At 35.3% G+C, this 23268-nt stretch carries 24 protein-coding genes and 1 tRNA gene; 20 read left to right on the top strand and 5 right to left on the bottom strand.

What is annotated here, in order from left to right:
* A complete protein-coding gene (locus tag ACNFU2_RS02860; protein ID WP_172283065.1) occupies positions 1-198 on the bottom strand; it encodes a hypothetical protein in 198 nt (65 codons plus the stop codon).
* Positions 199-331: 133 nt separating this feature from the next.
* Here ACNFU2_RS02860 and ACNFU2_RS02865 point away from each other — a divergent pair, with 133 nt between their 5' ends.
* From ACNFU2_RS02865 to ACNFU2_RS02910, 10 genes are all read left to right on the top strand, one after another.
* Complete coding sequence (locus tag ACNFU2_RS02865) at positions 332-1882, top strand: aldehyde dehydrogenase family protein (RefSeq protein WP_273647897.1); 1551 nt, start codon at positions 332-334, stop codon at positions 1880-1882.
* A gap of 106 nt (positions 1883-1988) precedes the next feature.
* Positions 1989-3314 (top strand): L-lysine 6-transaminase, encoded by a 1326-nt coding sequence (lat, locus tag ACNFU2_RS02870; RefSeq protein ID WP_418123622.1) that lies wholly within the window; start codon positions 1989-1991, stop codon positions 3312-3314.
* A 63-nt stretch (positions 3315-3377) separates the two neighbouring features.
* Positions 3378-3608 carry a DUF2007 domain-containing protein gene (locus ACNFU2_RS02875; RefSeq protein ID WP_273647898.1) on the top strand — a complete coding sequence of 77 codons (231 nt, stop codon included), beginning with the start codon at positions 3378-3380 and terminating at the stop codon, positions 3606-3608.
* A gap of 155 nt (positions 3609-3763) precedes the next feature.
* Positions 3764-4276, top strand: coding sequence for a GNAT family N-acetyltransferase (locus ACNFU2_RS02880; protein ID WP_172283053.1), 513 nt, complete (start codon positions 3764-3766; stop codon positions 4274-4276).
* A 116-nt stretch (positions 4277-4392) separates the two neighbouring features.
* The gene (locus ACNFU2_RS02885) at positions 4393-4848 is read left to right on the top strand and encodes a transcriptional regulator (protein ID WP_172283050.1); all 456 of its coding nucleotides are present in this window, start codon (positions 4393-4395) and stop codon (positions 4846-4848) included.
* A gap of 6 nt (positions 4849-4854) precedes the next feature.
* Positions 4855-6039, top strand: a complete 1185-nt coding sequence (locus ACNFU2_RS02890; protein WP_172283048.1) for an efflux RND transporter periplasmic adaptor subunit — start codon at positions 4855-4857, stop codon at positions 6037-6039.
* Positions 6039-9185 (top strand): efflux RND transporter permease subunit, encoded by a 3147-nt coding sequence (locus ACNFU2_RS02895; RefSeq protein ID WP_172283046.1) that lies wholly within the window; start codon positions 6039-6041, stop codon positions 9183-9185. The genes ACNFU2_RS02890 and ACNFU2_RS02895 overlap by 1 nt, the downstream gene beginning before the upstream one ends.
* An 89-nt stretch (positions 9186-9274) precedes the next feature.
* The gene (locus ACNFU2_RS02900; RefSeq protein WP_172283044.1) at positions 9275-10690 is read left to right on the top strand and encodes a TolC family protein; all 1416 of its coding nucleotides are present in this window, start codon (positions 9275-9277) and stop codon (positions 10688-10690) included.
* Between the two features lie 143 nt (positions 10691-10833).
* On the top strand, positions 10834-11328 hold the full coding sequence (locus ACNFU2_RS02905) for a GNAT family N-acetyltransferase (protein WP_418123626.1): 495 nt from the start codon (positions 10834-10836) through the stop codon (positions 11326-11328).
* The gene (locus tag ACNFU2_RS02910) at positions 11328-11807 is read left to right on the top strand and encodes a MarR family winged helix-turn-helix transcriptional regulator (protein ID WP_172283040.1); all 480 of its coding nucleotides are present in this window, start codon (positions 11328-11330) and stop codon (positions 11805-11807) included. The genes ACNFU2_RS02905 and ACNFU2_RS02910 overlap by 1 nt, the downstream gene beginning before the upstream one ends.
* Before the next feature lie 430 nt (positions 11808-12237).
* On the opposite strand, the gene ACNFU2_RS02915 is transcribed toward ACNFU2_RS02910, so the two are convergent.
* Complete coding sequence (locus ACNFU2_RS02915) at positions 12238-12615, bottom strand: membrane lipoprotein lipid attachment site-containing protein (RefSeq protein WP_172283038.1); 378 nt, start codon at positions 12613-12615, stop codon at positions 12238-12240.
* Between the two features lie 216 nt (positions 12616-12831).
* The gene (locus ACNFU2_RS02920; protein ID WP_172283036.1) at positions 12832-13065 is read right to left on the bottom strand and encodes a hypothetical protein; all 234 of its coding nucleotides are present in this window, start codon (positions 13063-13065) and stop codon (positions 12832-12834) included.
* A 257-nt stretch (positions 13066-13322) separates the two neighbouring features.
* Here ACNFU2_RS02920 and ACNFU2_RS02925 point away from each other — a divergent pair, with 257 nt between their 5' ends.
* Positions 13323-13919, top strand: coding sequence for a Crp/Fnr family transcriptional regulator (locus ACNFU2_RS02925; protein ID WP_418123628.1), 597 nt, complete (start codon positions 13323-13325; stop codon positions 13917-13919).
* Positions 13920-14004: 85 nt separating this feature from the next.
* Here ACNFU2_RS02925 and ACNFU2_RS02930 read toward each other — a convergent pair whose 3' ends face one another.
* A complete protein-coding gene (locus ACNFU2_RS02930; RefSeq protein ID WP_172283032.1) occupies positions 14005-14601 on the bottom strand; it encodes a Crp/Fnr family transcriptional regulator in 597 nt (198 codons plus the stop codon).
* Between the two features lie 439 nt (positions 14602-15040).
* Between ACNFU2_RS02930 and ACNFU2_RS02935 the strand changes: the two genes are divergently transcribed.
* Both ACNFU2_RS02935 and ACNFU2_RS02940 read left to right on the top strand, forming a co-directional pair.
* Positions 15041-15114, top strand: a tRNA-Ala gene (locus ACNFU2_RS02935).
* A 337-nt stretch (positions 15115-15451) separates the two neighbouring features.
* A complete protein-coding gene (locus ACNFU2_RS02940; protein ID WP_407933714.1) occupies positions 15452-15646 on the top strand; it encodes a bacteriocin-like protein in 195 nt (64 codons plus the stop codon).
* Between the two features lie 165 nt (positions 15647-15811).
* Here ACNFU2_RS02940 and ACNFU2_RS02945 read toward each other — a convergent pair whose 3' ends face one another.
* Complete coding sequence (locus ACNFU2_RS02945) at positions 15812-16462, bottom strand: hypothetical protein (RefSeq protein WP_418123631.1); 651 nt, start codon at positions 16460-16462, stop codon at positions 15812-15814.
* A gap of 153 nt (positions 16463-16615) precedes the next feature.
* On the opposite strand from ACNFU2_RS02945, the gene ACNFU2_RS02950 reads away from it, so the two are divergent.
* From ACNFU2_RS02950 to hisG, 7 genes are all read left to right on the top strand, one after another.
* Entirely contained in the window at positions 16616-17185 is a 570-nt protein-coding gene (locus tag ACNFU2_RS02950) for a C40 family peptidase (protein ID WP_228457032.1), read from the top strand.
* A 160-nt stretch (positions 17186-17345) separates the two neighbouring features.
* Positions 17346-18158 (top strand): 2,3,4,5-tetrahydropyridine-2,6-dicarboxylate N-succinyltransferase, encoded by an 813-nt coding sequence (locus tag ACNFU2_RS02955; RefSeq protein ID WP_172283025.1) that lies wholly within the window; start codon positions 17346-17348, stop codon positions 18156-18158.
* A 28-nt stretch (positions 18159-18186) separates the two neighbouring features.
* Entirely contained in the window at positions 18187-19356 is a 1170-nt protein-coding gene (locus ACNFU2_RS02960; RefSeq protein WP_418123634.1) for a glycosyltransferase family 87 protein, read from the top strand.
* A 4-nt stretch (positions 19357-19360) separates the two neighbouring features.
* On the top strand, positions 19361-20290 hold the full coding sequence (locus ACNFU2_RS02965; protein ID WP_172283022.1) for a glycosyltransferase family 2 protein: 930 nt from the start codon (positions 19361-19363) through the stop codon (positions 20288-20290).
* On the top strand, positions 20291-21067 hold the full coding sequence (locus ACNFU2_RS02970; protein WP_172283020.1) for a polysaccharide deacetylase family protein: 777 nt from the start codon (positions 20291-20293) through the stop codon (positions 21065-21067).
* Positions 21064-22161 carry a glycosyltransferase family 4 protein gene (locus tag ACNFU2_RS02975; RefSeq protein WP_418123637.1) on the top strand — a complete coding sequence of 366 codons (1098 nt, stop codon included), beginning with the start codon at positions 21064-21066 and terminating at the stop codon, positions 22159-22161. The genes ACNFU2_RS02970 and ACNFU2_RS02975 overlap by 4 nt, the downstream gene beginning before the upstream one ends.
* Before the next feature lie 247 nt (positions 22162-22408).
* On the top strand, positions 22409-23266 hold the full coding sequence (hisG, locus tag ACNFU2_RS02980) for an ATP phosphoribosyltransferase (protein ID WP_172283016.1): 858 nt from the start codon (positions 22409-22411) through the stop codon (positions 23264-23266).
* Positions 23267-23268: the final 2 nt, after the last annotated feature.

Below are 23268 nucleotides of genomic sequence, written 5' to 3' on the forward strand. Positions count from 1 at the left end.
TTAATCGAATAGAGCGGTAAAATAATTGCTGATGATAGTCCAGAAATTTTTTCCGAGAAAATAGATCAGGGTTGACGTAATAATCCCTTTTACGGTAAAGAATATAATCCCTCCGATCCCAAAACGCTTAACCCATTGTTTCCATTTTGAAGTATTCTCTTTGACAGGCTGCTCGTCTAGTGGTTTATTATTTTCCATTTCCGAAATTAAACTATTGATATGACAAAGATAGGTATGTTTATAATTAGTCCAAATAAAAACGTTAGGAAAATTAATTTTTTGCGGTTCGCATAATATTTTTATCTTTAGAGAAAACGAAAAGGAATATTTTATGTCTAAAAAAGTCAAGGATTTCGGTATCGAGAAATCCCTAAAAAATCTAGGTATTAAAGATGACAACAAAGGAACTTCTGTAGGGGGGAAATACTTTGCATCGGGGAAAGTAATTGAAAGTTATTCTCCTGTTGATGGAAAATTAATTGCTAAAGTAAAAACATCGAATGAAGGTGATTATGAAAAGGTAATTCATTCTGCTCAAAAGGCTTTTCAGGAATTCAGGTTAATCCCGGCACCTAAAAGGGGGGAAATCGTAAGACAATTAGGTCTAAAACTAAGAGAATATAAAGATGATTTGGGAAAACTTGTTTCGTATGAAATGGGAAAATCCCTGCAGGAAGGTCTTGGTGAAGTTCAGGAAATGATTGATATCTGTGATTTTGCGGTTGGTCTATCAAGACAGCTTCATGGATATACGATGCATTCTGAAAGACCAGGTCACAGAATGTACGAACAATATCACCCGCTAGGGATTGTGGGAATCATTACGGCTTTTAACTTTCCGGTAGCTGTTTGGGCTTGGAATACAGCATTATCATGGATTTGTGGGAATGTTACGATCTGGAAGCCTTCCGAAAAAACACCTTTCTGTGCAATTGCATGTCAAAATATTTTAGCAGAAGTTCTTAAAGAAAATAATCTTTTTGAAGGAATTTCTAGCGTATTGGTTTCAGATCATGAGATCGGGCAAAAATTAGTTGAAGATAAGCGTATTTCTTTAATTTCGTTTACAGGTTCAACAAGAGTAGGAAGAATGGTTTCTTCTAAAGTAGCAGAGAGATTTGGAAAATCAATCCTTGAGCTAGGTGGAAATAACGCCATCATTATCTCTAAAGATGCTGATCTTGATATGTCTATCATTGGTGCTGTATTTGGAGCTGTAGGAACTGCAGGGCAAAGATGTACATCTACAAGAAGACTGATCATTCATGAAAGCGTTTACGATGAAGTGAAAAACAGATTGGTAAAAGCATACGGACAGCTGAAAATAGGAAACCCGTTAGATGAATCCAATCATGTGGGACCATTGATCGATACCGGTGCTGTTACCCAATACGAAGAATCAATAAAAAAATGTAAAAAAGAAGGCGGTAAATTCATCGTAGAAGGCGGCGTTCTAAGCGGTAAAGAATATGAATCAGGATGCTATGTAAAACCATGTATCGCGGAAGTAAAAAACTCATACGAGATTGTGCAGCATGAAACTTTTGCACCAATTCTTTATTTGATCAAATACAAAACTCTTGACGAAGCCATCGCTATTCAAAATGATGTTCCTCAGGGATTGTCTTCTGCAATTATGACCCAAAACTTAAGAGAGGCAGAATTATTCCTTTCCCATGCAGGTTCAGATTGTGGAATTGCCAATGTAAATATCGGAACTTCAGGTGCTGAAATCGGCGGAGCATTCGGTGGTGAAAAAGAGACAGGAGGCGGTAGAGAATCCGGTTCTGACGTTTGGAAATACTATATGAGAAGACAAACGAATACCATCAATTATACTACAAACCTTCCTTTGGCACAAGGGATTAAATTTGATATTTAATAAAAAAACAACATTTAAATCATTTTAAGATTTAAGAATTTAAAAATTAATACCCATGAATGCTTAATCTTTTAATCATTCAATTTTTAAATCACATCAAAATATTATGGAACAAACAATTGATATAAAAGCAAATAAAGTTAAAGAAACAGTAGGGAAACATGTACTTGCAGATGGTTTTGATTTCGTTATGGATATCGAAAGATCTCATGGATCATGGTTATATGACAAACTTACTGACAGAGAATTTTTGGATATGTTTTCTATGTTCGGTTCAGGATCTATAGGATACAATCACCCTTATCTTGTAAGTAAATCAGATTGGCTAGGTAAAATGGCGGTTAATAAGCCTACCCTGGCAGATGTTTATTCTGAAGAGTATGCTCATTTTTTAGAAGTTTTTGAAAGAGTAGTTATTCCGGAAGAATTGCAATATGCGTTTTTTATTGAAGGGGGAACATTAGGTGTTGAAAATGCAATGAAGGCATGTTTCGACTGGAAAACCCGCAAAAATTTTGCTAAAGGACTTCAGACAGAAGCCGGAATTTGTATTCACTTCAGACAGGCATTTCATGGAAGAAGCGGTTATACTTTAAGCTTAACCAATACTTCCGATCCAAGAAAATATCAATATTTCCCGATGTTTGAATGGCCAAGGATCCTTAATCCAAAATTAAGCTTTCCTATTACAGAGGAAAATCTTGAAGAGACCATTAAAAATGAAAGAATGGCGTTATTACACATCGAAGAGGCAATTCTTTACAATCCGGATAAAGTGGCATGCATTATCATTGAGCCGATCCAGGCAGAAGGAGGAGATAATCACTTCAGGGATGAATTTTTCGTTGAACTAAGAAAGCTGTGTGATCAGAATGAGATCCTGCTGATTTTTGATGAAGTTCAGACAGGTATTGGAATTACCGGAAAAATGTGGGCTTTCCAACATTTTACGGCTAAGCCGGACATTATTTCTTTTGGTAAAAAAGCACAGGTTTGTGGTGTTTTAGCAAATAAAGAAAAATTTGATGAAGTTCCGAACAATGTTTTCAGAGAGAGTTCAAGAATCAATTCTACATTCGGAGGAAACTTTATAGACATGCTCCGTTTTCAATTGGTTATGGAAGTGATTGAAAAAGAAAACCTTGTTGAGAATGCTAAGGAGGTTGGAGAATATCTATTGGAAGGGTTGCAAAATCTGGCTCAGAAATATCCTGAAAAGATTTCCAATGCAAGAGGAAGAGGATTGATGTGTGCAGTAGATTTACCTTCCGGAGGACAAAGAAATCTTTTAGTAAATGAACTTTTCAAAGATGGATTAATAATTTTACCATGCGGTGATCAATCCGTTCGTTTCAGGCCACATTTGAATGTTTCGAGAGAAGAAATTCAATTGGCTCTCGATAAAATTGAAAATAATATTAACAAAATTTAAAACGGTGGATTTGTGATTTAGGAAAAATCTTACTATATTTAGATATTCAAAAAAGGATAAAATATGGAAAGAAGTACGAGAGTATCAGTTTTTGAAAGTGATAATCCTTCAGAAATTCAATTGATCAAGTCTAAATTAGATGACGCTCAAATCACAAACACAGTTGAAAATAATTATCTCACTTTTACAACAACGCCAACGGCAACATCGCTAAAGCTCATGGTGGATCTGGAAGATGAGAAAAAAGCATTTGAAATTATTGACAATTATATACAACAAAGTGCAAACCAATAAAACAATTTCATAATTTTAAATTTTACTACTTCGAACCGAAAATTAATTCAATTAATTTTCGGTTTTTTTATTTAAATTTAATGCTAAAGAAATATATAAGGTTGAAAATAATCTTAATTTTCTTTCTTTTAAATCCTGACAACAATTAAGAATCTATGACGCAGCAAATTAAGTTCAGAAAGGCCGAAATTAAAGAGAAAAATATCATCTGGGACATTATCCAGCAATCAATCGAAAGGAGAAGATTGGACGGGAGTACTCAGTGGCAAAATGGTTATCCGAATGAAGATACTATAGAAAGTGATATTTCGAAAGGTTTTGGTTTTGTTCTTACAGTAGATGATGTTATTGCCGTTTATGTTGCCCTGATATTTAATGACGAGCCTGCTTATAGTACCATTGATGGGGCATGGCTTAGTGACGGTGAGTTTGTTGTTGTTCACCGTGTAGCTGTTTCCGAAGAGTTTGCCGGACAGGGACTTGTAAAAAAACTATTTGATCATATAGAAAATTACACAAAAAGCCAGGGGGTATTGAGTGTAAAAGTAGACACTAATTATGATAATATTGCCATGCTGAAGATTCTTGAAAAGCAAGGTTATTCCTATTGCGGTGAAGTAGTTCTTGCCGGAGGAGTCCGAAAAGCATTCGAGAAGATTATAATTTGAGCGAAAGGTTAAATCCTTTTCCATTGAATTTTTAAAACGCTATATATTTATAAACTCTATTGCGTTTGTTCGTTTAGTTCTGAACTAATTTATACTTTTGCTCAAATTTGTATATTATGCATAAAAGTATAGAAGTTGATGAAAAAATTTTTCAGGATGCCGTAAAATTCTATGGTACCAACCTGAATATTCCTCCATTAGCTTCAAAAATATATGCTTATCTCATCTTCGATTTTGAAAAAGTAGGAATTACTTTTGACGAATTTGTAGAAGTGCTCTCAGCCAGTAAAAGTTCCGTTTCCACCAGTATTTCATTATTACTCAACTCTCAGCTTATTATCGACCATAATAAGATCGATGAGAGGAAGCGGTATTTCTTTATCAATGATGAGCATATGAAGATAAGGTTTGAAAAAATTCTCCAGAAATTACAGGATGAACTAAAACTACTAGACGATTTAAATAACTTTAGAAAGGTACACGATGAACATTACAATGAAAAACTTAGTATTTATAAGGCGCTATTGAATAAAAATATTTCAAATATTCAGGAATCTATTAATAAACTATAATTTAAAATGACAAATAAACTATTCATACTTTCTGTTGCAGCTATCTCACTGACAGCCTGCAAAAAAGAAGCTCCAAAACAGGATGGTGCAAAACCTTACCCTGTAATTTCGGTGGAACAAAAGAATATCGTAGGATACCAGACATTCCCTGCGAGCATACAAGGTAGAGTAAATAATGATGTAAGGGCTAAGATTCAGGGATATATTACCCAACTATTAGTAGACGAGGGGCAATATGTAACCAAAGGACAACCTTTATTCCGTCTTGAAACCAATATACTTACTGAAAATGCAGCTGCTGCAAAGGCAGGTATCGGTGCTGCCGAATCAACGGTGGCTGCCGCACAGGCTTCGGTAAATGCAGCTCAGGTGGAGGTGAATAAACTTAAACCTCTGGTTGCTAAGAATATCATCAGTAACGTACAGCTTCAAACAGCACAGGCTAACCTGGCTCAGGCTCAGGCACAGCTTCAGCAGGCGGTTGCTTCAAAACGTCAGGCGACAGCCAATTACAAAGGGGTAGAAGCTAATATCGAATATTCTATTATTCGCGCACCTATTTCGGGGGTTGTTGGAAAACTTCCTTTAAAAGTGGGTAGCTTGGTAGGACCGACTGATCAGACTCCTTTAACGACAATTTCAGATACCTCCGAGGTATTCGCCTATTTTTCGATGAACGAAAAAGAATATTTCAACTTTTTGGAGAAATCTGTAGGAGCCACAATGCCCGAGAAAATCAAAAATCTTCCTATGGTTGATTTACAGCTGGCTAATGGAAGTATTTATCCTGAAAAAGGGAAGATCGAAGCTATTACAGGACAAATTGATCCCACTACAGGAACCATTCAGTTCAGAGTAGCATTTTCAAATGCCCAAAAGTTACTTAGCAACGGGAACAGTGGAACAATAAGATTACCTAAAGCGTATGATAGCGTTTTGGTTGTTCCGGAAAGTGCCACATACGAACAACAGGGAATTGTTTATGTGTATAAAGTTGAAAAGGATACTGCTAAAAATGTAGTAGTAAATGTAATTGACAGAATTGACAACATGGCGTTAATAAAATCAGGAATAAATAAAGGAGAAACTATAGTGGCAGCAGGTATCGGTGGTTTGAAATCCGGAACTCCTGTAAAGCCAAAACCTATAAAAATGGATAGCCTCGTTCAATCTATAAAACCGAAATTCTAATGATAAAAAACTTTATTAACAGACCGGTTTTATCCACTGTTATTTCAATATTAATTGTTATACTCGGTGTTTTAGGCCTTATTTCATTGCCTGTTACCCAGTACCCGGACATTGCGCCTCCTACAGTGAGTGTTACAGCAAACTATACGGGAGCTAACGCGGAGACGGTGATGAAAAGTGTGGTAGTTCCTTTGGAGGAACAGATTAACGGGGTAGAAGGAATGGATTATATCACCTCTTCTGCAGGAAACGATGGATCTGCCAATATCCAGGTTTTCTTTAAGCAGGGGATTGATCCGGATATTGCAGCGGTAAACGTACAGAACCGTGTTACAAGAGCAACACCATTACTTCCAAGTGAAGTAACCCGTTCAGGGGTTGTAACTCAGAAGCAGCAAACCAGTGCCTTGATGTATATGTCTTTCTATTCCGAAAATAAGGACCTCGATGACGTTTATCTTCAAAATTTCCTGAATATTAATATTATTCCTAATATCAAAAGGATTAATGGAGTTGGAGATGCTCAGGTTTTCGGTGGGAAAAACTACTCGATGAGAATATGGCTGGATCCTGCGAAAATGGCAGCCTATGGAGTAACACCGGATGATGTTACAGCGGCTATTAATGAGCAGAGTAGAGAAGCAGCAGCTGGATCCATCGGACAAAACAGTGGTAGTTCTTTTGAATACATCATTAAATATGTAGGGAAATTTAACGAGAAATCTCAATATGATAACATCATTATCAAGTCTCTTGCCGATGGCCAGAATCTGATGCTTAAAGATGTTGCCAAAGTTGAATTGGCTGGGCAATCTTATACCGGAATTGGGGAGAATGGAAATAATCCTTCCATCAGTATGGGATTCTTTCAGACACCAGGTTCCAATGCTCAGGACATTATTAAGAATATTAAAGCATACTTAAAAGCATCAGAGGGAAGTTTTCCTAAAGGGATTAAATATACTTTCAACTTTGATACCAATGAGTTCCTTGATGCCTCTATTGATAAGGTTGTTCATACCTTAATTGAAGCATTTATTCTGGTATTCATTGTAGTGTATATTTTCTTACAGGATTTCAGATCTACTTTGATCCCGGCTATTGCAGTTCCGGTATCTATTGTGGGAGCATTCTTCTTCCTGAATTTGTTTGGATATTCACTCAACCTTTTAACCTTATTCGCGTTAGTACTTGCTATTGGTATTGTAGTGGATGATGCCATTGTCGTCGTCGAGGCCGTTCACGCTAAAATGGAGCATGGTATTTCCGATGCTAAAAAGGCTACCGTAGAAGCGATGGATGAGATTACAGGAGCAATTATTTCAATTACATTGGTAATGGCATCCGTATTTATTCCGGTAACTTTTATTACCGGTCCGACAGGGGTATTCTATCAGCAGTTTGGTATTACACTTATCGTAGCGATCATCATTTCGGCAATCAATGCATTAACGTTAAGTCCGGTTTTATGTTCACTATTCCTTAAACCTCATTCTGAGCATCACCAGGAATACAAGAATATGAATATCCTTCAGAAGTTCTTCTATAAATTCAATATAGCATTTAGAACAACCACTGAACGTTACGGAAGAGGATTTGTTTTCTTATTAAGGCATAAATGGGTTACCCTGATCATCTTTGCCATTACAGGAGGAATTTTATTCTGGGCAAGTTCAACGATGAAAAAAGGATTCGTTCCTACTGAAGACCGTGGAATTATCTTTACCGATGTGCAGCTTCCTCCGGGATCATCTATGGAAAGAACCTATAATGCATTGAAAACACTACAGGCTAACGCAATGAAAATTCCGGGAGTCCAAAACGTTACCATTTCTACCGGTAGAGGTTTCTTATCCGGAAACGGAAGTAATAATGGTCTTGCCTTTATTAAATTAAAACCTTTTGATGAAAGGAAAAAAGATAATTTAACCTCTGAAGATATTACGAAAAAACTATTTGGAATTTCAGGGAAAGTACCGGATGCCAAAGTCGTATTCTTTCAGCCACCAAGTGTACCAGGTTTTGGTAACAGTGCAGGATTTGAGATGGTATTGCTGGATAAATCCGGTGGTGAATATACAGCGCTTGATGATAAAACTAATGAATTCATCGGTAAGCTTATGGAAAGACCCGAGATAGAGTTTGCACAGACCTCGTTCAATACAAAGTACCCGCAATATCAAATGGAAATTAATGTTCCTTTGGCAAAACAATTAGGAGTTTCTGTAAATAGCATCCTAAGTACAATGCAGGGATATATTGGAGGGATTTATACAGCTGACTTTACGAAATACGGAAAACAATTCCGAGTAATGGTTCAGGCTCTTCCTGAAAACAGAAAAAACATCGATAATCTTAACGATCTCTATGTAAAAACAGGTTCGGGTATAATGTCTCCTATTTCGCAATTTGTGACATTAGACAAAACATATGGTCCACAGTCTGTAAGTCGTTATAACCTTTTTACATCAGTAAAAATTACAGGGGGTAATTCCCAGGGGTACAGTTCCGGGGATGCTATTACTGCGGTACAGCAGGTAGCGAAAGAAACCCTGAATCAGAATTACGATGTTGAGTTTACCGGATTGACAAGAGAAGAATTAAACTCCGGATCTCAGACCGTATTAATCTTTGGGCTAAGTTTAATTTTTGTTTACTTTATCCTTTCTGCGCAATATGAAAGTTATATTCTTCCGCTGATTGTTGTGATCTCACTTCCATTAGGGGTAATGGGAGCTTATTTTGGACAAAAAATCATGGGCTTGGAAAACAATATCTATTTCCAGATTGCCTTGATCATGTTGGTCGGATTATTGGCTAAAAATGCCATTTTGATTGTTGAATTTGCAGTTCAGAGAAGACATCATGGTGAAACCATTGTCATGTCTGCAATCAATGCTGCGAAGGCAAGATTAAGACCGATTCTGATGACCTCATTTGCCTTTATATTTGGTCTATTACCATTGGTGCTGGCAAGTGGAATCGGAGCGGTAGGAAACAGATCTATTGCAACGGGTGCTGCCATTGGATTATTGATAGGAACGGTATTAGGGCTTATCGTAATTCCTGTATTGTATGTGATCTTTGAAACATTGCAGGAAAAAATCAAACCGATTAAAAGAGAAGACATCAATTTAGCTGAATAAAAATAAAAACCAGAGAGGTAGAAGTAGAAGAATAATTGAATTTCCGATCTTACTTCTAACCTCTGGTTTCTAACTTCCAATTTTTAACAATGAAAAGTTTAATAAACATCATAAAAGGAATAACTTTTTCAGTTTTCATACTGGGAGCCATTTCATCATGTATGGCGAGAAAAGAGTATGAAAGACCGAAAAATGTCGTGGACGAAAAGCTTTTCCGTACCGATATGCTTCCTAAGGACAGTGCAAGTATTGCTGATATCTCCTGGAAAGAAATTTTTACGGATCCCATATTACAGGGGCATATTTCAAAAGCTTTAGAAAACAATTTAGATATCAGAATTGCATTACAGAGTATTGCCTCTGCCGAAGCTTATCTTAAACAAAGTAAAGCAGCATATCAGCCAACGGTTTCAATCGGGCCCAATTACACGTTTCAAACCCAATCCATCAATACCCAGTTTGGTCAGATCATTGGAGAAAGACGTTATGTAAATCAGTTTGATATTACAGCGACTATAGGTTGGGAAGCGGATATCTGGGGTAAATTAAAAGCTCAGGAAAAAGCGCAGCTTGCCACTTATTTAGGAACAGTTGCCGCACACAAGGCTGTAAAAAGCAGTTTGGTAGCCTCAGTAGCTTCTGCTTATTATCAACTGCTGACTTTCGATTCGCAGAAAAGAATTATTCAGGAAACCATTGATGTCCGGGAAAAAAACCTTGAAACAACAAAAGCTCTGAAAGAGTCAGGAACGGTAACTGAAGTGGCGGTTCAGCAAAGTGAAGCGTTGGTTTTTAATGCGAAATCTCTACTTATTGATATTGATACTCAAATCCAGTCTTTGGAGAATACAATGAGTCTGTTGATGGGAGAACCTTCTCATGCTATTGAAAGATCAACACTAGAAAGCCAAAGCCTTCCGAAGGATATCAAGCTTGGATATCCGGCTCAATTACTGGCCAACCGTCCTGATGTAATGCGTGCGGAATACAATCTGATGAATGCTTTCGAATTAACCAACTCTGCGAAAGCACAGTTTTACCCTACACTAAAACTTACCGGAACCGGTGGAGTACAGTCTGTAGATATTGATCATTTATTCAGTGTGAATTCATTATTTGCCAATGTAGTAACAGGCTTGGCACAACCTATTCTCAACAGAAGACAGATCAAAACGAATTATGACGTGAGCCTGGCCAATCAGGAAACGGCTTATCTGAATTTTAGAAAAACAGTTCTTACTGCAGGAAAGGAAGTATCTGATGCAATACGGGTATTTGGAGTGCAGGATTCTTTTATTGAACTTAAAAGAAAGGAACTGGACGCGTATAAAAAATCTGTAGATTTTTCTCAGGAATTGGTTAACTATGGTATGGCCAATTACCTTGAAGTGTTGAATGCGAGTGTAAATTCATTGAATGCAGAATTGAATATTTCAAATGCAGAATACAACAAAATGAAAGCTGCAGTTGACTTATATCAGGCACTAGGTGGGGGTTGGAAGTAATTCTCCAGCCACTTTTTAAATAGATCAGACGCATGCAGATATTGTATGCGTCTTTTTATTGATAACATAAATTATTGTTGATTGATTAAATATATTTGTTTTTATGTAGTTAACTACGTAGTTTTGTACATTAAATAAAAATTATGACATTAGAAATCCAACCTATCGGTAATACTTATTCCGAACAAGTCATAGATTTGATTCTGAATATTCAGCAAAAAGAATTTAATATTCCTATCACGATCGAAGACCAGCCGGATCTTTTAAAGATTGAAAGCTTTTATAAAGAAGGGGGCGGAAACTTTTGGGGCGCTTTTCTGGATAAAGAGTTGGTAGGTACCATTGCTTTAGTTAAATTTGACGAAAAGGCTGCAGCCATCAGAAAGATGTTTGTTAAAAAAGAATTCAGGGGAAAAGAACATCAGATCGCACAAAAATTATTAGATATCCTGATTTCGTATTGCAGGGAAAATAAAATTGAAGAAATTATGCTGGGCACAGTTTCTGTGCTGAATGCAGCCATGCGTTTTTATGAACGTAACCGGTTTCAGAAAATTGCCAAAGAAAATCTCCCTCCTTCGTTTCCTCTGATGAGTGCTGATAACGTCTTTTATATTCTTAATTTAAATGAGGTCTAATGAATGTTATTAACGAATCCGGAATTCTTGCGATATCCACAAGATTACAAAGGTTAAGTGAACAGCTCCGTAAAGATGGAGCTTTGGTTTATAAGGCTTTTGATATTGATTTTGAGCCTAAGTGGTTTCCTGTTATCTTTACACTTTATCATAAACAGCCCCTGAGTGTTGTGGAGCTGGCCAATGAAATAGGGTATACCCATCCCTCTACAATAAGCTTACTTAAGGAACTTGAAAAGGAGAAGATGATTATTTCAAAGAAGGATAAGCAGGATGAAAGAAAACGTTTGATCGGATTAGCACCCAAAGGCCTTGAACTCATCGAAAAAATGAAGCCTGTATGGGAACTTATTTCAACTGTTTTGGGAGAAATTGCCGACAATAACAATCACTTATTAAAAGCCATTGATGAAGCAGAAGAAAAACTGGCAAATCAGTCCTTTTTACAACGTGCTTTACAATTGAAAAATACCAAGTAAAATTTCTGATAGTACTCAATTTTACAGCTTATACATATGAATAAAATGAATCCTGCACTACGCAGGATTTTTTTTGAATTCTGTTTTTTTAATGTTAATGGGCTTTACGGGCTTTTTTTTATATGATAGATGATGTAAATTTAATCTATTGATATTCTATAAGTTGACATTAAACCTGAAATTTTATTGAAAAAATCACTTCATAGGGTACAGTATTTGCAGATAACAAAAGCGCACACGCAAATCATGCTTTACATACGATAAATATTAAGGTTTTCCTTAAAATTGATTATATAAAAGCAACACACCACATCATTTTTTTATATATTATTAAGATAAATCTCCGGTAGCATACCGGAGATTTTTACGTTTTAAATAAGAAACAAAAAAAGGTGACCACTGGCCACCTTTTTATATGTAGTAATAAACCTTATTGACTTTTATCTTTTTCCCCAGTCCATGATCCGGATCTTGTAGGGGTAGGAACAGCATTTGTCCAGCTTCCGTTTCCTTTTTTATCAGTACCCAGGTTTCCGTTGAAAGAACCATCAGACGGAAGACCAACTGAAGCGTTTAACTCCCCTGAATCATTTAAATGACCGGCAATCTTGTAATTTTCATTATTAACATCAGAATGCATTGTTCCATTTACGGTTCCATCACTTGCGACTACAATATTCCAAACCCCTTTATCGCTTCCATCATAAGTTCCTGACCAGGTTCCGATGTAATCATAGATCGTATCATCATCTGAGCTACATCCTATTAGTGCAAAAGTTGCTAATAAAAGAAAAAAAAGTTTCTTCATAGTTTTGATAGTTTTACAAGAGTGGAGAATATGGGAATCTTCATTTTCTCCTTTTTAGTTAAAATCGTTAGTAATCCTCGTTTCTGTTGAGCGCAAATATATAATTTTTTATTTAATTTGTGCACTTTTTGTGTTTTTTTTGTAAAACAAATAATTGAATATTTGTTTTGCAGGATCTAATAACCGAGATCAATAAAAAGATAAAAATCTAAACTATCAATTGTAAATTGATGGCTTATCTCCTGATAAAACTTTATGCCCTAAATAAAAAAGCAGATGAATAGAATCCTTGGGAATACGAAGCTGTAGGTTATGTGAATTAATCATTTCAAATTTCCATTGATGTTCAACACAATAAAGCATCATTTCTTGTAAATCTTTATCCAAAAGAGCAAGTATTACAGTCACTTCATCATTGCTTAATGTTTCTTGATTTAAACTAGGTTCCATTGCTATTTTCAAATATGTTTATCCATTATCAAGCAATGTGCCACAGTAAAGAGAAAATGAGGAATGTGGTATGTATTTTTTTACTTTTTATCAGGAGAATTTCTTCTTGTTGATAATCGGATGGTAACTGCTATTCGTAATGCCTTATTTTTAAAGAATATAAACTATCCGGAATGCCTTCAGTTGTACTTTTTGATACCACATTTCACTAATTATTGATAATATACCTATAATTTTGAATGACCAAACATTAAGAAATGATAATATGCGAAAATCTGTTACTTCAAAATGGGGGAGAAGTAATAGAATATAGGGCTAATGAATGTATAGTAGAAGAGGCTACTCACGCAAAATATTATTTACAGATTATAAAAGGTACAGCAAAGATGAATTCAGTTCATTTTGACGGTAAAGAATATTTTTATGGCCTGCCTTTCAATGGGCATTGCATTGCAGAATCTTATTTATTTACTGATAAAAAATATCCTTTTAGTGCAATAGCGATTTCAGATTGTAAGATCATTCGCGTAGAAAGGAATCAGTTTATACAACTTATAGAAAATATTCCTTCTCTTTTAGTCAATTTATATGCCTATACAGCAGAAAGGATCCACTATAAAAATCTTATGCTCTCAACACTGGGATGTGTCACTTCTCAGGAGCGATTAACTATTTTATTAGATTATATTAAAGAGTTTTATACATTAAATGATACCCGCCCCTTTATTATACCTTATACCAGACAGCAATTGGCATCGTTGACGGGGTTAACTATTGAATCGGTCATAAGGACAGTTAAAAGGATGGAGAGCCGTAATTTGCTTTCAATCGTAAATGGGAAGATTTTCTATTAAATCTTTTTCAAGCCATAAAAAAAGAGTCTTTCTTTTTTGAAAGACTCCACAGATTATTTTTTCCTATCATTAGGTATTTTACCCGTTAATAATGGATTTTTCCTCTTTCTATTTTCAGGATATTTTCCGTTTCCATTTTTTTTATGGTTCTTATCACCGTTTCTACCGTCAGACCGGTAAGGTTTGCAATCTGTTGACGGGTAAACGGAACCTGGACAGTATCAGATACCTCTCTTAAATTATAATCTTTAATATAATCCAGAACTGTTTTAATCTTTGTAGCAGGCTCAATGCCTGATAAATTAAAAAGCATTAAATATTTGTAATACAACCTTTCAGACAAACATTGTAATAAATTCTGCATTATGTTAGCATCCTGGCTTACAAGATTATTAAAATCATTTTTGCCAAGACATAACAGGATGCAATTTGTCTTCGTAATTGCGTTCATTGGATAAGGTCTGTCTGTAAATAACAGGGACTCACCAATACTTTGTCCGTCATTTAAAATGTTCTGAATAAATTCTTTTCCGTTTGAGTGGTAATTAAATAACTCCACTGTACCAGTACATATCTGATAATAATATTTAGGTTGACTGCCTTCTTCAAATATTATTTCATCTGGTTGAAATTCCTTGTAAACCGCACCATGTGCCAGCAATAAATCTTCACGTATTATCATAATTGTAAGCTTTTAGGTTATAAGAATAATTTTTATAAAGATTGATGAAAAATTCTCAGCAAATTCCAAACCAGTTTTTACCTCCGTGTGGTATGTAGACGTCATTTTCTATGTTTTTTCAATAAAAAAAGCTTCCCATATCGGGAAGCTCAACGACTGTAAAAACGATGAAAAATTATAAGTATAAATTTAAGTGTACTCTTATAATACATTTATGATTGCAGTCATAAAGACTACGGATGATAGAAAAAAGTAAAAAATATACCTTGAAAAAATGAATTGTAATCCTGGTACAGCTATTTATTCCTGAGTTTACTAAATTTTGTATTTATTATTCAGTTCATTACAGAAGTTTATAAATAAAATTTTAGAAAATATTTGTATATGCGCTATAAATACTTACTTTTGTACCGCTTCAGAAAATGAAGTCCACAAAAATGGGGAATTAGCTCATCTGGCTAGAGCGTTAGACTGGCAGTCTAAAGGTGACGGGTTCGATCCCCGTATTCTCCACAAACAATGAGCAATCCCTTTATATAAAGGGATTTTTTATTTCAACAATAAGCCTGATATACAAAAGCACAATTATTTTTTATAAACTCATAAATAGCTCATTGCTTAAGTTTTTTTACGTATACATTGAGTATGTTTTCCATTAAAGTATTTTACCCGTTTTAGCAAATAGATTAATTATTGTAACTGATAACAAAGTCATCATAAAGAAATTGTTAAAATCACTGATACAGTTTTACAATTATTATTTCATATTTAAAATTAGCTTTATTTTATTTATTCGTATTGTATATTTCTTTATTTTTATTATATTCACAATTCATAAAATAAAACTACTATGAAAAATCTAAAAAAAGTTTCAAGAGCGAAACTAAAGCAAGTTAACGGAGGGGGCCCTGATAAACCAGATACCGGAATCGGAACAGATCCAACAGGTCCAGCATGCGGAGGATCACATTGTCCAACTGCAGAATATCAATGTTGTTATCACCCAACTGGTAATTATTGTGTTACTACCCACTGTGACGATTAAGAAATACTTCCCTCAAATGAGGGATTTTTTGTTTCCTTTTTTACTGTTGCTGAATATATTTCAATTGCTTTTTAGGTTGCTGCTTTTGTCATATCCTGGCATGATGCATACTTAATATTTCAATATAAAGGGGAGCTAAAAAAATATATGACGGAATGGTTTACATTACACAAACCCCATATTTAAAATCTCACCTTTTCTTTTCAAAACCATAAAATAAAGGAGAAGATCATCGTCAGAAAAATGCTTTTCGAACCTGATCATTTCCGTGTCAGGTTTCAAAGCCTCGGTTTGTTCAAACTTTTCAATCGAATACGAGTCAGTATCTACCTTTAAAGTAACAATGGTAACTTCATCAGCTTCACTTTTTTTATGAATGTGAAGATTGTTCTCCCAAAGGTCAAATGAGACAGAAATATGGTCTGAAATAACCGGGATCTGTCCAAACTGAAACTCCTTGAGCAGTTTTTTTCCCTCTTCCAAAGGCAATCCATGTTTCACATTACGGTTTCCTCTTACTGAAATCTGATCAAGATCCTTAATTCTCGTCATTGTTTTCGCGAAACTTTGATAGAGTAGCGGGTCTCCAGCAGCTTTAACGTAATGGTCCAGGGCCTGGCGTATTATTTTCCCCACTTTTGAGCAATGTCCAAATTCGGAACCGTTTTGTCTTACTTTTTCGTAGGAAGCGCTTTTTTTGAAAGCACTTTTATTAAACCCACTTTTCTTCCGAACGACATTTTTTCCGTTCAAAGTGTAAAAAACAAGGTCACCAACTGATCCTGTTATTTTAATTATGCTTTCATATGTGGCCATTTTCTCAAAATTAAAACCAAATATAGTGATAATTAAATAAATATAAAATTTTAACATATATTTATAATATAGTTGTAGTATAGAATATATAGAATTAAAATATAAAATGTATATTTGTAGATAATTACGTACATCGGTAAAAATCAAGCAGATATGACAACAGGATTATTTATTGGAAAAATGAGAATAAAGCAGATTGCTGCTTTGCTGATTGTAACCTCTACTGTGATTTCATGCGGAAGCAGTAAAAGTGTTTCTTCAAAAAAGAGTAACACAAAAACAGTGGCAAGATCTGAAAACCTCAGACGTCTGGATTCAAATTTCAATGGGAAAGTGTCTGGCTCAATCAATAGTATTCTGAAAGATGCTGAAAAGTACATTGGAACTCCGTATAAATTTGGAGGCAGTACTTCTTCAGGATTCGATTGTTCCGGTTTTACGGTAAAAGTATTTGAAGAAAACGACCAGAAATTACCTCGAAGATCTTCTGATCAGGCAGATACGGGAAAGAAAATTGACATCAGTGAAGTGAAACCCGGGGATTTGCTGTTTTTTGCAACTGCAGGTGGAAGCAGAGTATCGCATGTTGGCATTGTTCATGATATCGGAAACGATGGCGAAATCAGATTTATCCATGCTTCAACCTCAAAAGGGGTGATGATTTCTTCTTTAAATGAAAAGTATTGGAATAAAGCGTATCTGCATGCCCGAAGGGTTTTGTAATGAGTAAATATTCTGTATTATCTTTCTGTTATCATTTCAGTTTTTATACGACGGCAGATTGATTTAAATCATTTTGCATTCACTAAGTTTCAAAAGGTTTTGCTGAACTTTTTTGTATCTTTGGCCGGTATAATTATTCAAATTAATTTAAATTATAAACATGTCGTTACAACAAACTATTGAGAACATCTGGGATAATAGGGACTTATTACAAAATGAAGATAGCCAGAAGGCGATAAGAGAAGTTATTTCTTTATTGGATTCCGGGGAACTTCGTGTTGCTGAACCTACGGAAAACGGGTGGCAGGTAAATGAATGGGTGAAGAAAGCTGTAGTAATGTATTTCCCGATTCAGAAAATGGAAACCATTGAAGTGGGACCATTTGAATTCCATGACAAAATTCCTTTGAAAAGAAATTATGCTGAAAAAGGAGTACGTGTTGTACCTCATGCTATTGCAAGAGAAGGAGCTTTTGTTGCTTCAGGAGTAATTATGATGCCTTCTTATGTAAATATCGGGGCTTATGTAGATTCAGGAACGATGGTAGATACCTGGGCAACCGTTGGAAGCTGTGCACAGATCGGTAAAAATGTTCACCTTAGCGGTGGTGTTGGCATCGGTGGTGTTTTAGAGCCATTACAGGCTGCACCGGTAATTATTGAAGACGATTGTTTCATTGGTTCAAGATGTATCGTGGTAGAAGGAGTACATGTGGAAAAAGAAGCGGTATTGGGAGCGAATGTAGTATTAACTGCTTCAACAAAGATCATTGACGTTACAGGAGATCAACCGATTGAGATCAAAGGTAGAGTGCCTGCCCGTTCAGTGGTAATTCCTGGAAGCTACACCAAACAATATCCGGCAGGGGAATATCAGGTTCCTTGTGCTTTGATTATTGGGACAAGAAAAGAATCTACAGACAAGAAGACTTCTCTTAATGATGCATTAAGGGAAAATAATGTAGCTGTATAAGCGCTTATCCATCTAATACTGCACAATTTTGAAAGATAAAGTTTTAAAATTTATACTAAACCCTAAATATATATTTGGGGTTTATCTTATTATATCGGTAGTTACTGCAATTTCCAAGTATCTGAGAGGAGATTATGCGATCAACAACTATCTGATTTTTAAAAATGTATTTTTTAATACCATTCATCAGAAAAATTTATTTATCCATTATCCTGACCTCTATTTTGATTTGAATCATTATGGAGTTTTTTTTAGCTTATTGATTGCTCCGTTTGCCGTTATGCCGGACTGGCTGGGAATTTCACTCTGGAATCTGATTAATACTTTTGTATTTGTATTTGCCATTTATAAGCTTCCGTTTTCGGATTCCAAAAAGGCGATATTCGGATTGCTGTGCCTCCAGGAGTATATTACCGCTGCATTAAGTCTGCAGTTTAATGTAGCTCTTACAGGGCTTTTGATATTATCTGCAGTATACATCTATGAAAGAAAAGAAGTACGTTCGGCTACAGCGATTCTCATTGGTGTTTTTGTGAAAATATATGGTATTGTAGGATTGAGCCAGTTTTTCTTCATCAAAAATAAGATGAAGTTTATTATTTCGGGGATTGTAATTGCCGCATTGTTTTTTGTCATTCCTATGATCTATTCCGCTCCTCAGTTTGTCATACAGAGCTATGCAGATTGGTTTCATTCTATTATAGAGAAGAATAATGAAAACCAGGTATTGGGAAATATGCAGGATATTTCATTAATGGGTTTTGTAAGAAGAGTTCTTGGGGATGCCTCCATTTCCAATCTTATATTTTTAGCTTTTGGCTTACCATTATTTGCTTTGCCATATGTGAGAATAAAACAATATAAAAATTATGCTTTTCAGCTAATGATTCTGGCTTCTACATTATTGTTTTTGGTGCTATTCAGCTCAAGTTCAGAATCACCTACGTATATCATTGCTGTTGTAGGAGTGATGATCTGGTTTTTTCTTCAGAAAGAAAGAACACCATTTGTCATTGGATTGTTGATTTTTGTGATCATTTTTACTTGTTTTTCAACTTCAGATCTTTTTCCTAAATCAGTCAAAAATGATTATATCATCAAATATTCATTAAAAGCGGTACCTTGCATTATTGTTTGGCTAAGAGTTGTGTATGAACTTTTAACCAAAGATTTTGAAAAAAATTATAGCCTGAACTGATCCGATGAAAAAAATTTCTATTGTAATACCAGCCTATAACGAAGAAGGAAACGTAGCTATGATCCATCAGAAGATCAAAGAGGTTTTTTCCGGGTTAAAGGCTTATGATTTCGAAATTATATTTGTAAATGACGGAAGCAGGGATAATACACAGCAAAAACTTGAGGAACTGTCCGAGCTGTATGATGAAGTGAAATTTATTGAATTCTCAAGGAATTTCGGGCATCAGCCGGCAGTAAAAGCAGGGATGGATCAGGCTTACGGAAATGCTGTGATTTCTATGGACGGAGATCTTCAACATCCTCCGGAGCTGATTCCTGATATGATCAGAAAATGGGAAGAAGGCTATGATGTTGTATTAACGGTAAGGACCTATCCGAAAGAAATTTCTTTCTTTAAAAGGAAAACATCCGATTTTTTCTATAAGCTGTTATCTAATCTTTCTGATGTAAACCTTACTAAAGGGGGAGGATCTGATTTCAGACTTTTGGATGCCAGTGCTGTGGAAGTAATGAGGCAATTCAATGAAGATGATTTATTTTTAAGAGGACTGACAAGCTGGATGGGCTTTAAACAAACAGCCCTTAATTTCACGGCTAATGAGAGGTTGGCTGGTAAAAGTAGTTATAATCTCAAGAAGATGATAACTTTTGCTTTCACGGGAATAACAGCTTTCAGCGTAAAACCTCTTTATATTGCGGCTTATTTGGGATTCCTGTTTTCTGCAATATCAGTGATCGGCTATGGAATCTATGTGATTCATTCTTTTGTGTCTCATACAGAAATTTCAGGTTGGGCATCTTTGATTATGACGATCGTATTTTTTGGTGGCTTACAGCTTATCATCCTTGGAATTATCGGGATGTATCTGGGCAAAATTTTTAAACAGGTTAAAGAAAGGCCTAATTACATTATTAAAAATAAAAAATTATAAATGGTTTTATTAAGTTTTGACATCGAGGAATTTGATATGCCATTAGAGTATAAAGGAGAAATTCCTTTTGATAGGCAGATCTCTATTTCTCAGAAAGGATTGGAAAGAATACTTGACCTTTTGAAAAAACATCAGGTAAAAGCGACTTTTTTTTCAACTGTTGTCTTTGCAGAAAACAGTAAACATTTAATCGAAAGATTGTTAAGCGAAGGACATGAACTGGCTTCCCATACATGGTTTCATTCTGAATTTGAGGAAAAGCATTTAAAAGAATCCCGGGAGAAACTTGAAGAGTTATTTTCAGCAAAAGTTACCGGCCTGCGGATGCCAAGGATGATGCCTGTTAATGAAATGGCAGTGGAAAAAGCGGGTTATTCTTATAATTCTTCGATTAATCCAACTTTTTTACCGGGAAGATATAATAACCTGAAAGTATCCAGGACTTACTTCAAAGAGGGAAATGTTACCCAGATTCCGGCTTCTGTTTCTCCAAATTTCAGGATTCCTTTATTCTGGCTGAGTTTCCATAATTTTCCCCTTTCCATCTATAAAAAAATAGCTTCAGATAGCCTGAAGAAAGATAAGTATCTTAATATATACTTTCACCCATGGGAGTTTGCTGAAATTAAGGATGAAGCCTTTAAACTTCCCGGCTTTACGGTGAAAAATTCCGGAATTGATATGGTCGAAAGGTTTGATGAATTCATAGGATGGCTGAAAAATAAGAAGTATAGCTTTGGAACATTTCAGGAATTTCAAAAAAAGATAGAATCATGAAGATAGCTTTTGATGCTAAACGTTTTTTCCATAATACTTCCGGGCTGGGTAATTATTCCAGGGATCTTGTAAGAATTCTTTCAGAATATTTTCCCAGTAATCAGTACCTGTTACTCAACAAAAATAAATCAGACAGGGGGGCAGATATACTTCAAAACCCTAATGTTCAGTTTGTTGAAACCTCCAAAGGAAGTATGTCCCGTCAGTTCAAAATGGGAAAGGATGCCCAGAAAAGCGGAGCCGATATTTTTCATGGTCTATCCGGGGAATTGCCTTTAAAATGGGACAAAAAACCAATAAAGAAGGTTGTAACGATTCATGATCTTATTTTCGTAAGATATCCTCAGTATTACTCATTTTTTGACCGCAAGATTCATTTATGGAAATTTAAAAAGGCGGCGCAAAGTGCAGACAAAATTATTGCTATTTCAGAACAGACCAAAAACGATATTATCCAATATCTGAAGGTACCTGAAAATAAAATTAAAGTTATTTATCAGGGTTGTCACAAGGCTTTTAAAGAACAGCAGCCCGAAGATTTGATTAAAGCTACAAAAGAAAAATTTAAACTTCCGGAAAGATTTATTTTAAATGTAGGGACTATTGAGGAGCGTAAAAATCTTTTAAATGTTTTAAAGGCTATCAATGGAACCGGAATTCCTTTGGTTGTTATAGGACGGAAAACCGGATATTATAAGAAACTGGAAACCTTCATCAGGAAGAATAAATTAGAAAATCAGGTTCACTTTTTAGAAGGAGTTTCTATGGATGAACTGGCCGTTATCTATAAGTTTGCTGATATTTTTATTTATCCCAGTTTATTTGAAGGATTTGGAATCCCTGTTATCGAAGCGCTTTTTTCAAAAACCGTTGCCATAACAAGTAATATAAGCAGTCTGCCGGAAGCGGGAGGAAAGAACTCCGTTTATATTAATCCGGAAAATCATTTGGATATTCAATCCAAAATACAATTTTTATGGGATAATCAGGCCGAAAGAAAACGTCGTGCTGATCTGGGTTTTGAGTTTGTTCAGAAGTTTAATGACGAACCTATTGCACAGGAACTGATGAATTTATATCATGAAATTTTGTAAAAAAATTTTGTTATTTAAAAATAAGTCCTACATTTGTACCACAATTTTCAAACATGAAACCGAATTTTTTAACACTACATCATTATCATCATCATCTCTGCTAAGACGGAATTGATTGATAGTAGCCTGTGTTAAAATCAAAAAATAATTAAAAACCGTCTGAGTAACAGACGGTTTTTTGTTTCAAATTCTTCCCGGAAACTTTTCAAAAATACTTTTCATTTACTCAGACCCAATATGTGCAACAATGAGTAAATTAAAAATTGCCATCCAGAAGAGCGGCAGACTTTATGAAGATTCTTTACAGCTTTTAAAAGATTGTGGAATTTTCGTTAACAACGGAAAAGACCAGCTAAAGGTTTCTGTAGACAATTTTCCATTTGAAATCATGTATCTCAGAAACTCTGATATCCCTCAATACCTTGAAGATGGTGTGGTGGATATCGCCATTGTAGGTGAAAACCTGCTGGTAGAAAAAGAAAAGCAAATTGAAATTGTTCAGAAGCTCGGATTTTCAAAATGCAGGGTTTCTCTAGCAGTTCCCAAAGATGTAGAAACCGATGAACTGAATTATTTTCAGGGAAAGAAAATTGCTACATCATATCCCAATACCCTTAAAAAATTCCTGGCAGAAAATGCTGTATCAGCAGATATTCACGTTATTTCAGGCTCTGTTGAAATTGCTCCCAATATAGGATTGGCAGATGGGATCTGTGATATTGTAAGTTCGGGAAGCACTTTATTTAAAAACGGATTAAGGGAGACTATCACCTTATTGAAATCTGAAGCAGTACTTGCTAAAAACCTTCAGTTGAATGAGGAAAAAGAAAACATTCTGAATCGGTTTTTATTCAGGGTCAAGGCTGTGCTCAAAGCAAAAAATTCCAAATATATTCTTATGAATGTACCTGATGATAAGATCAAAGATATTTCCAGAGTACTTCCGGTTCTTAAAAGTCCTACCGTACTTCCCCTGGCTGAAAAAGGGTGGAGCAGTATTCACTCCGTTATTGACGAAGAAAGGTTCTGGGACGTTATTGATGAACTCAAGGACAACGGAGCACAAGATATTCTTATAATTCCAATCGATAAAATGGTGATTTAATT

This window comes from Chryseobacterium sp. PTM-20240506 (genome assembly GCF_048296755.1).
GTDB classification, from domain to species: domain Bacteria; phylum Bacteroidota; class Bacteroidia; order Flavobacteriales; family Weeksellaceae; genus Chryseobacterium; species Chryseobacterium proteolyticum.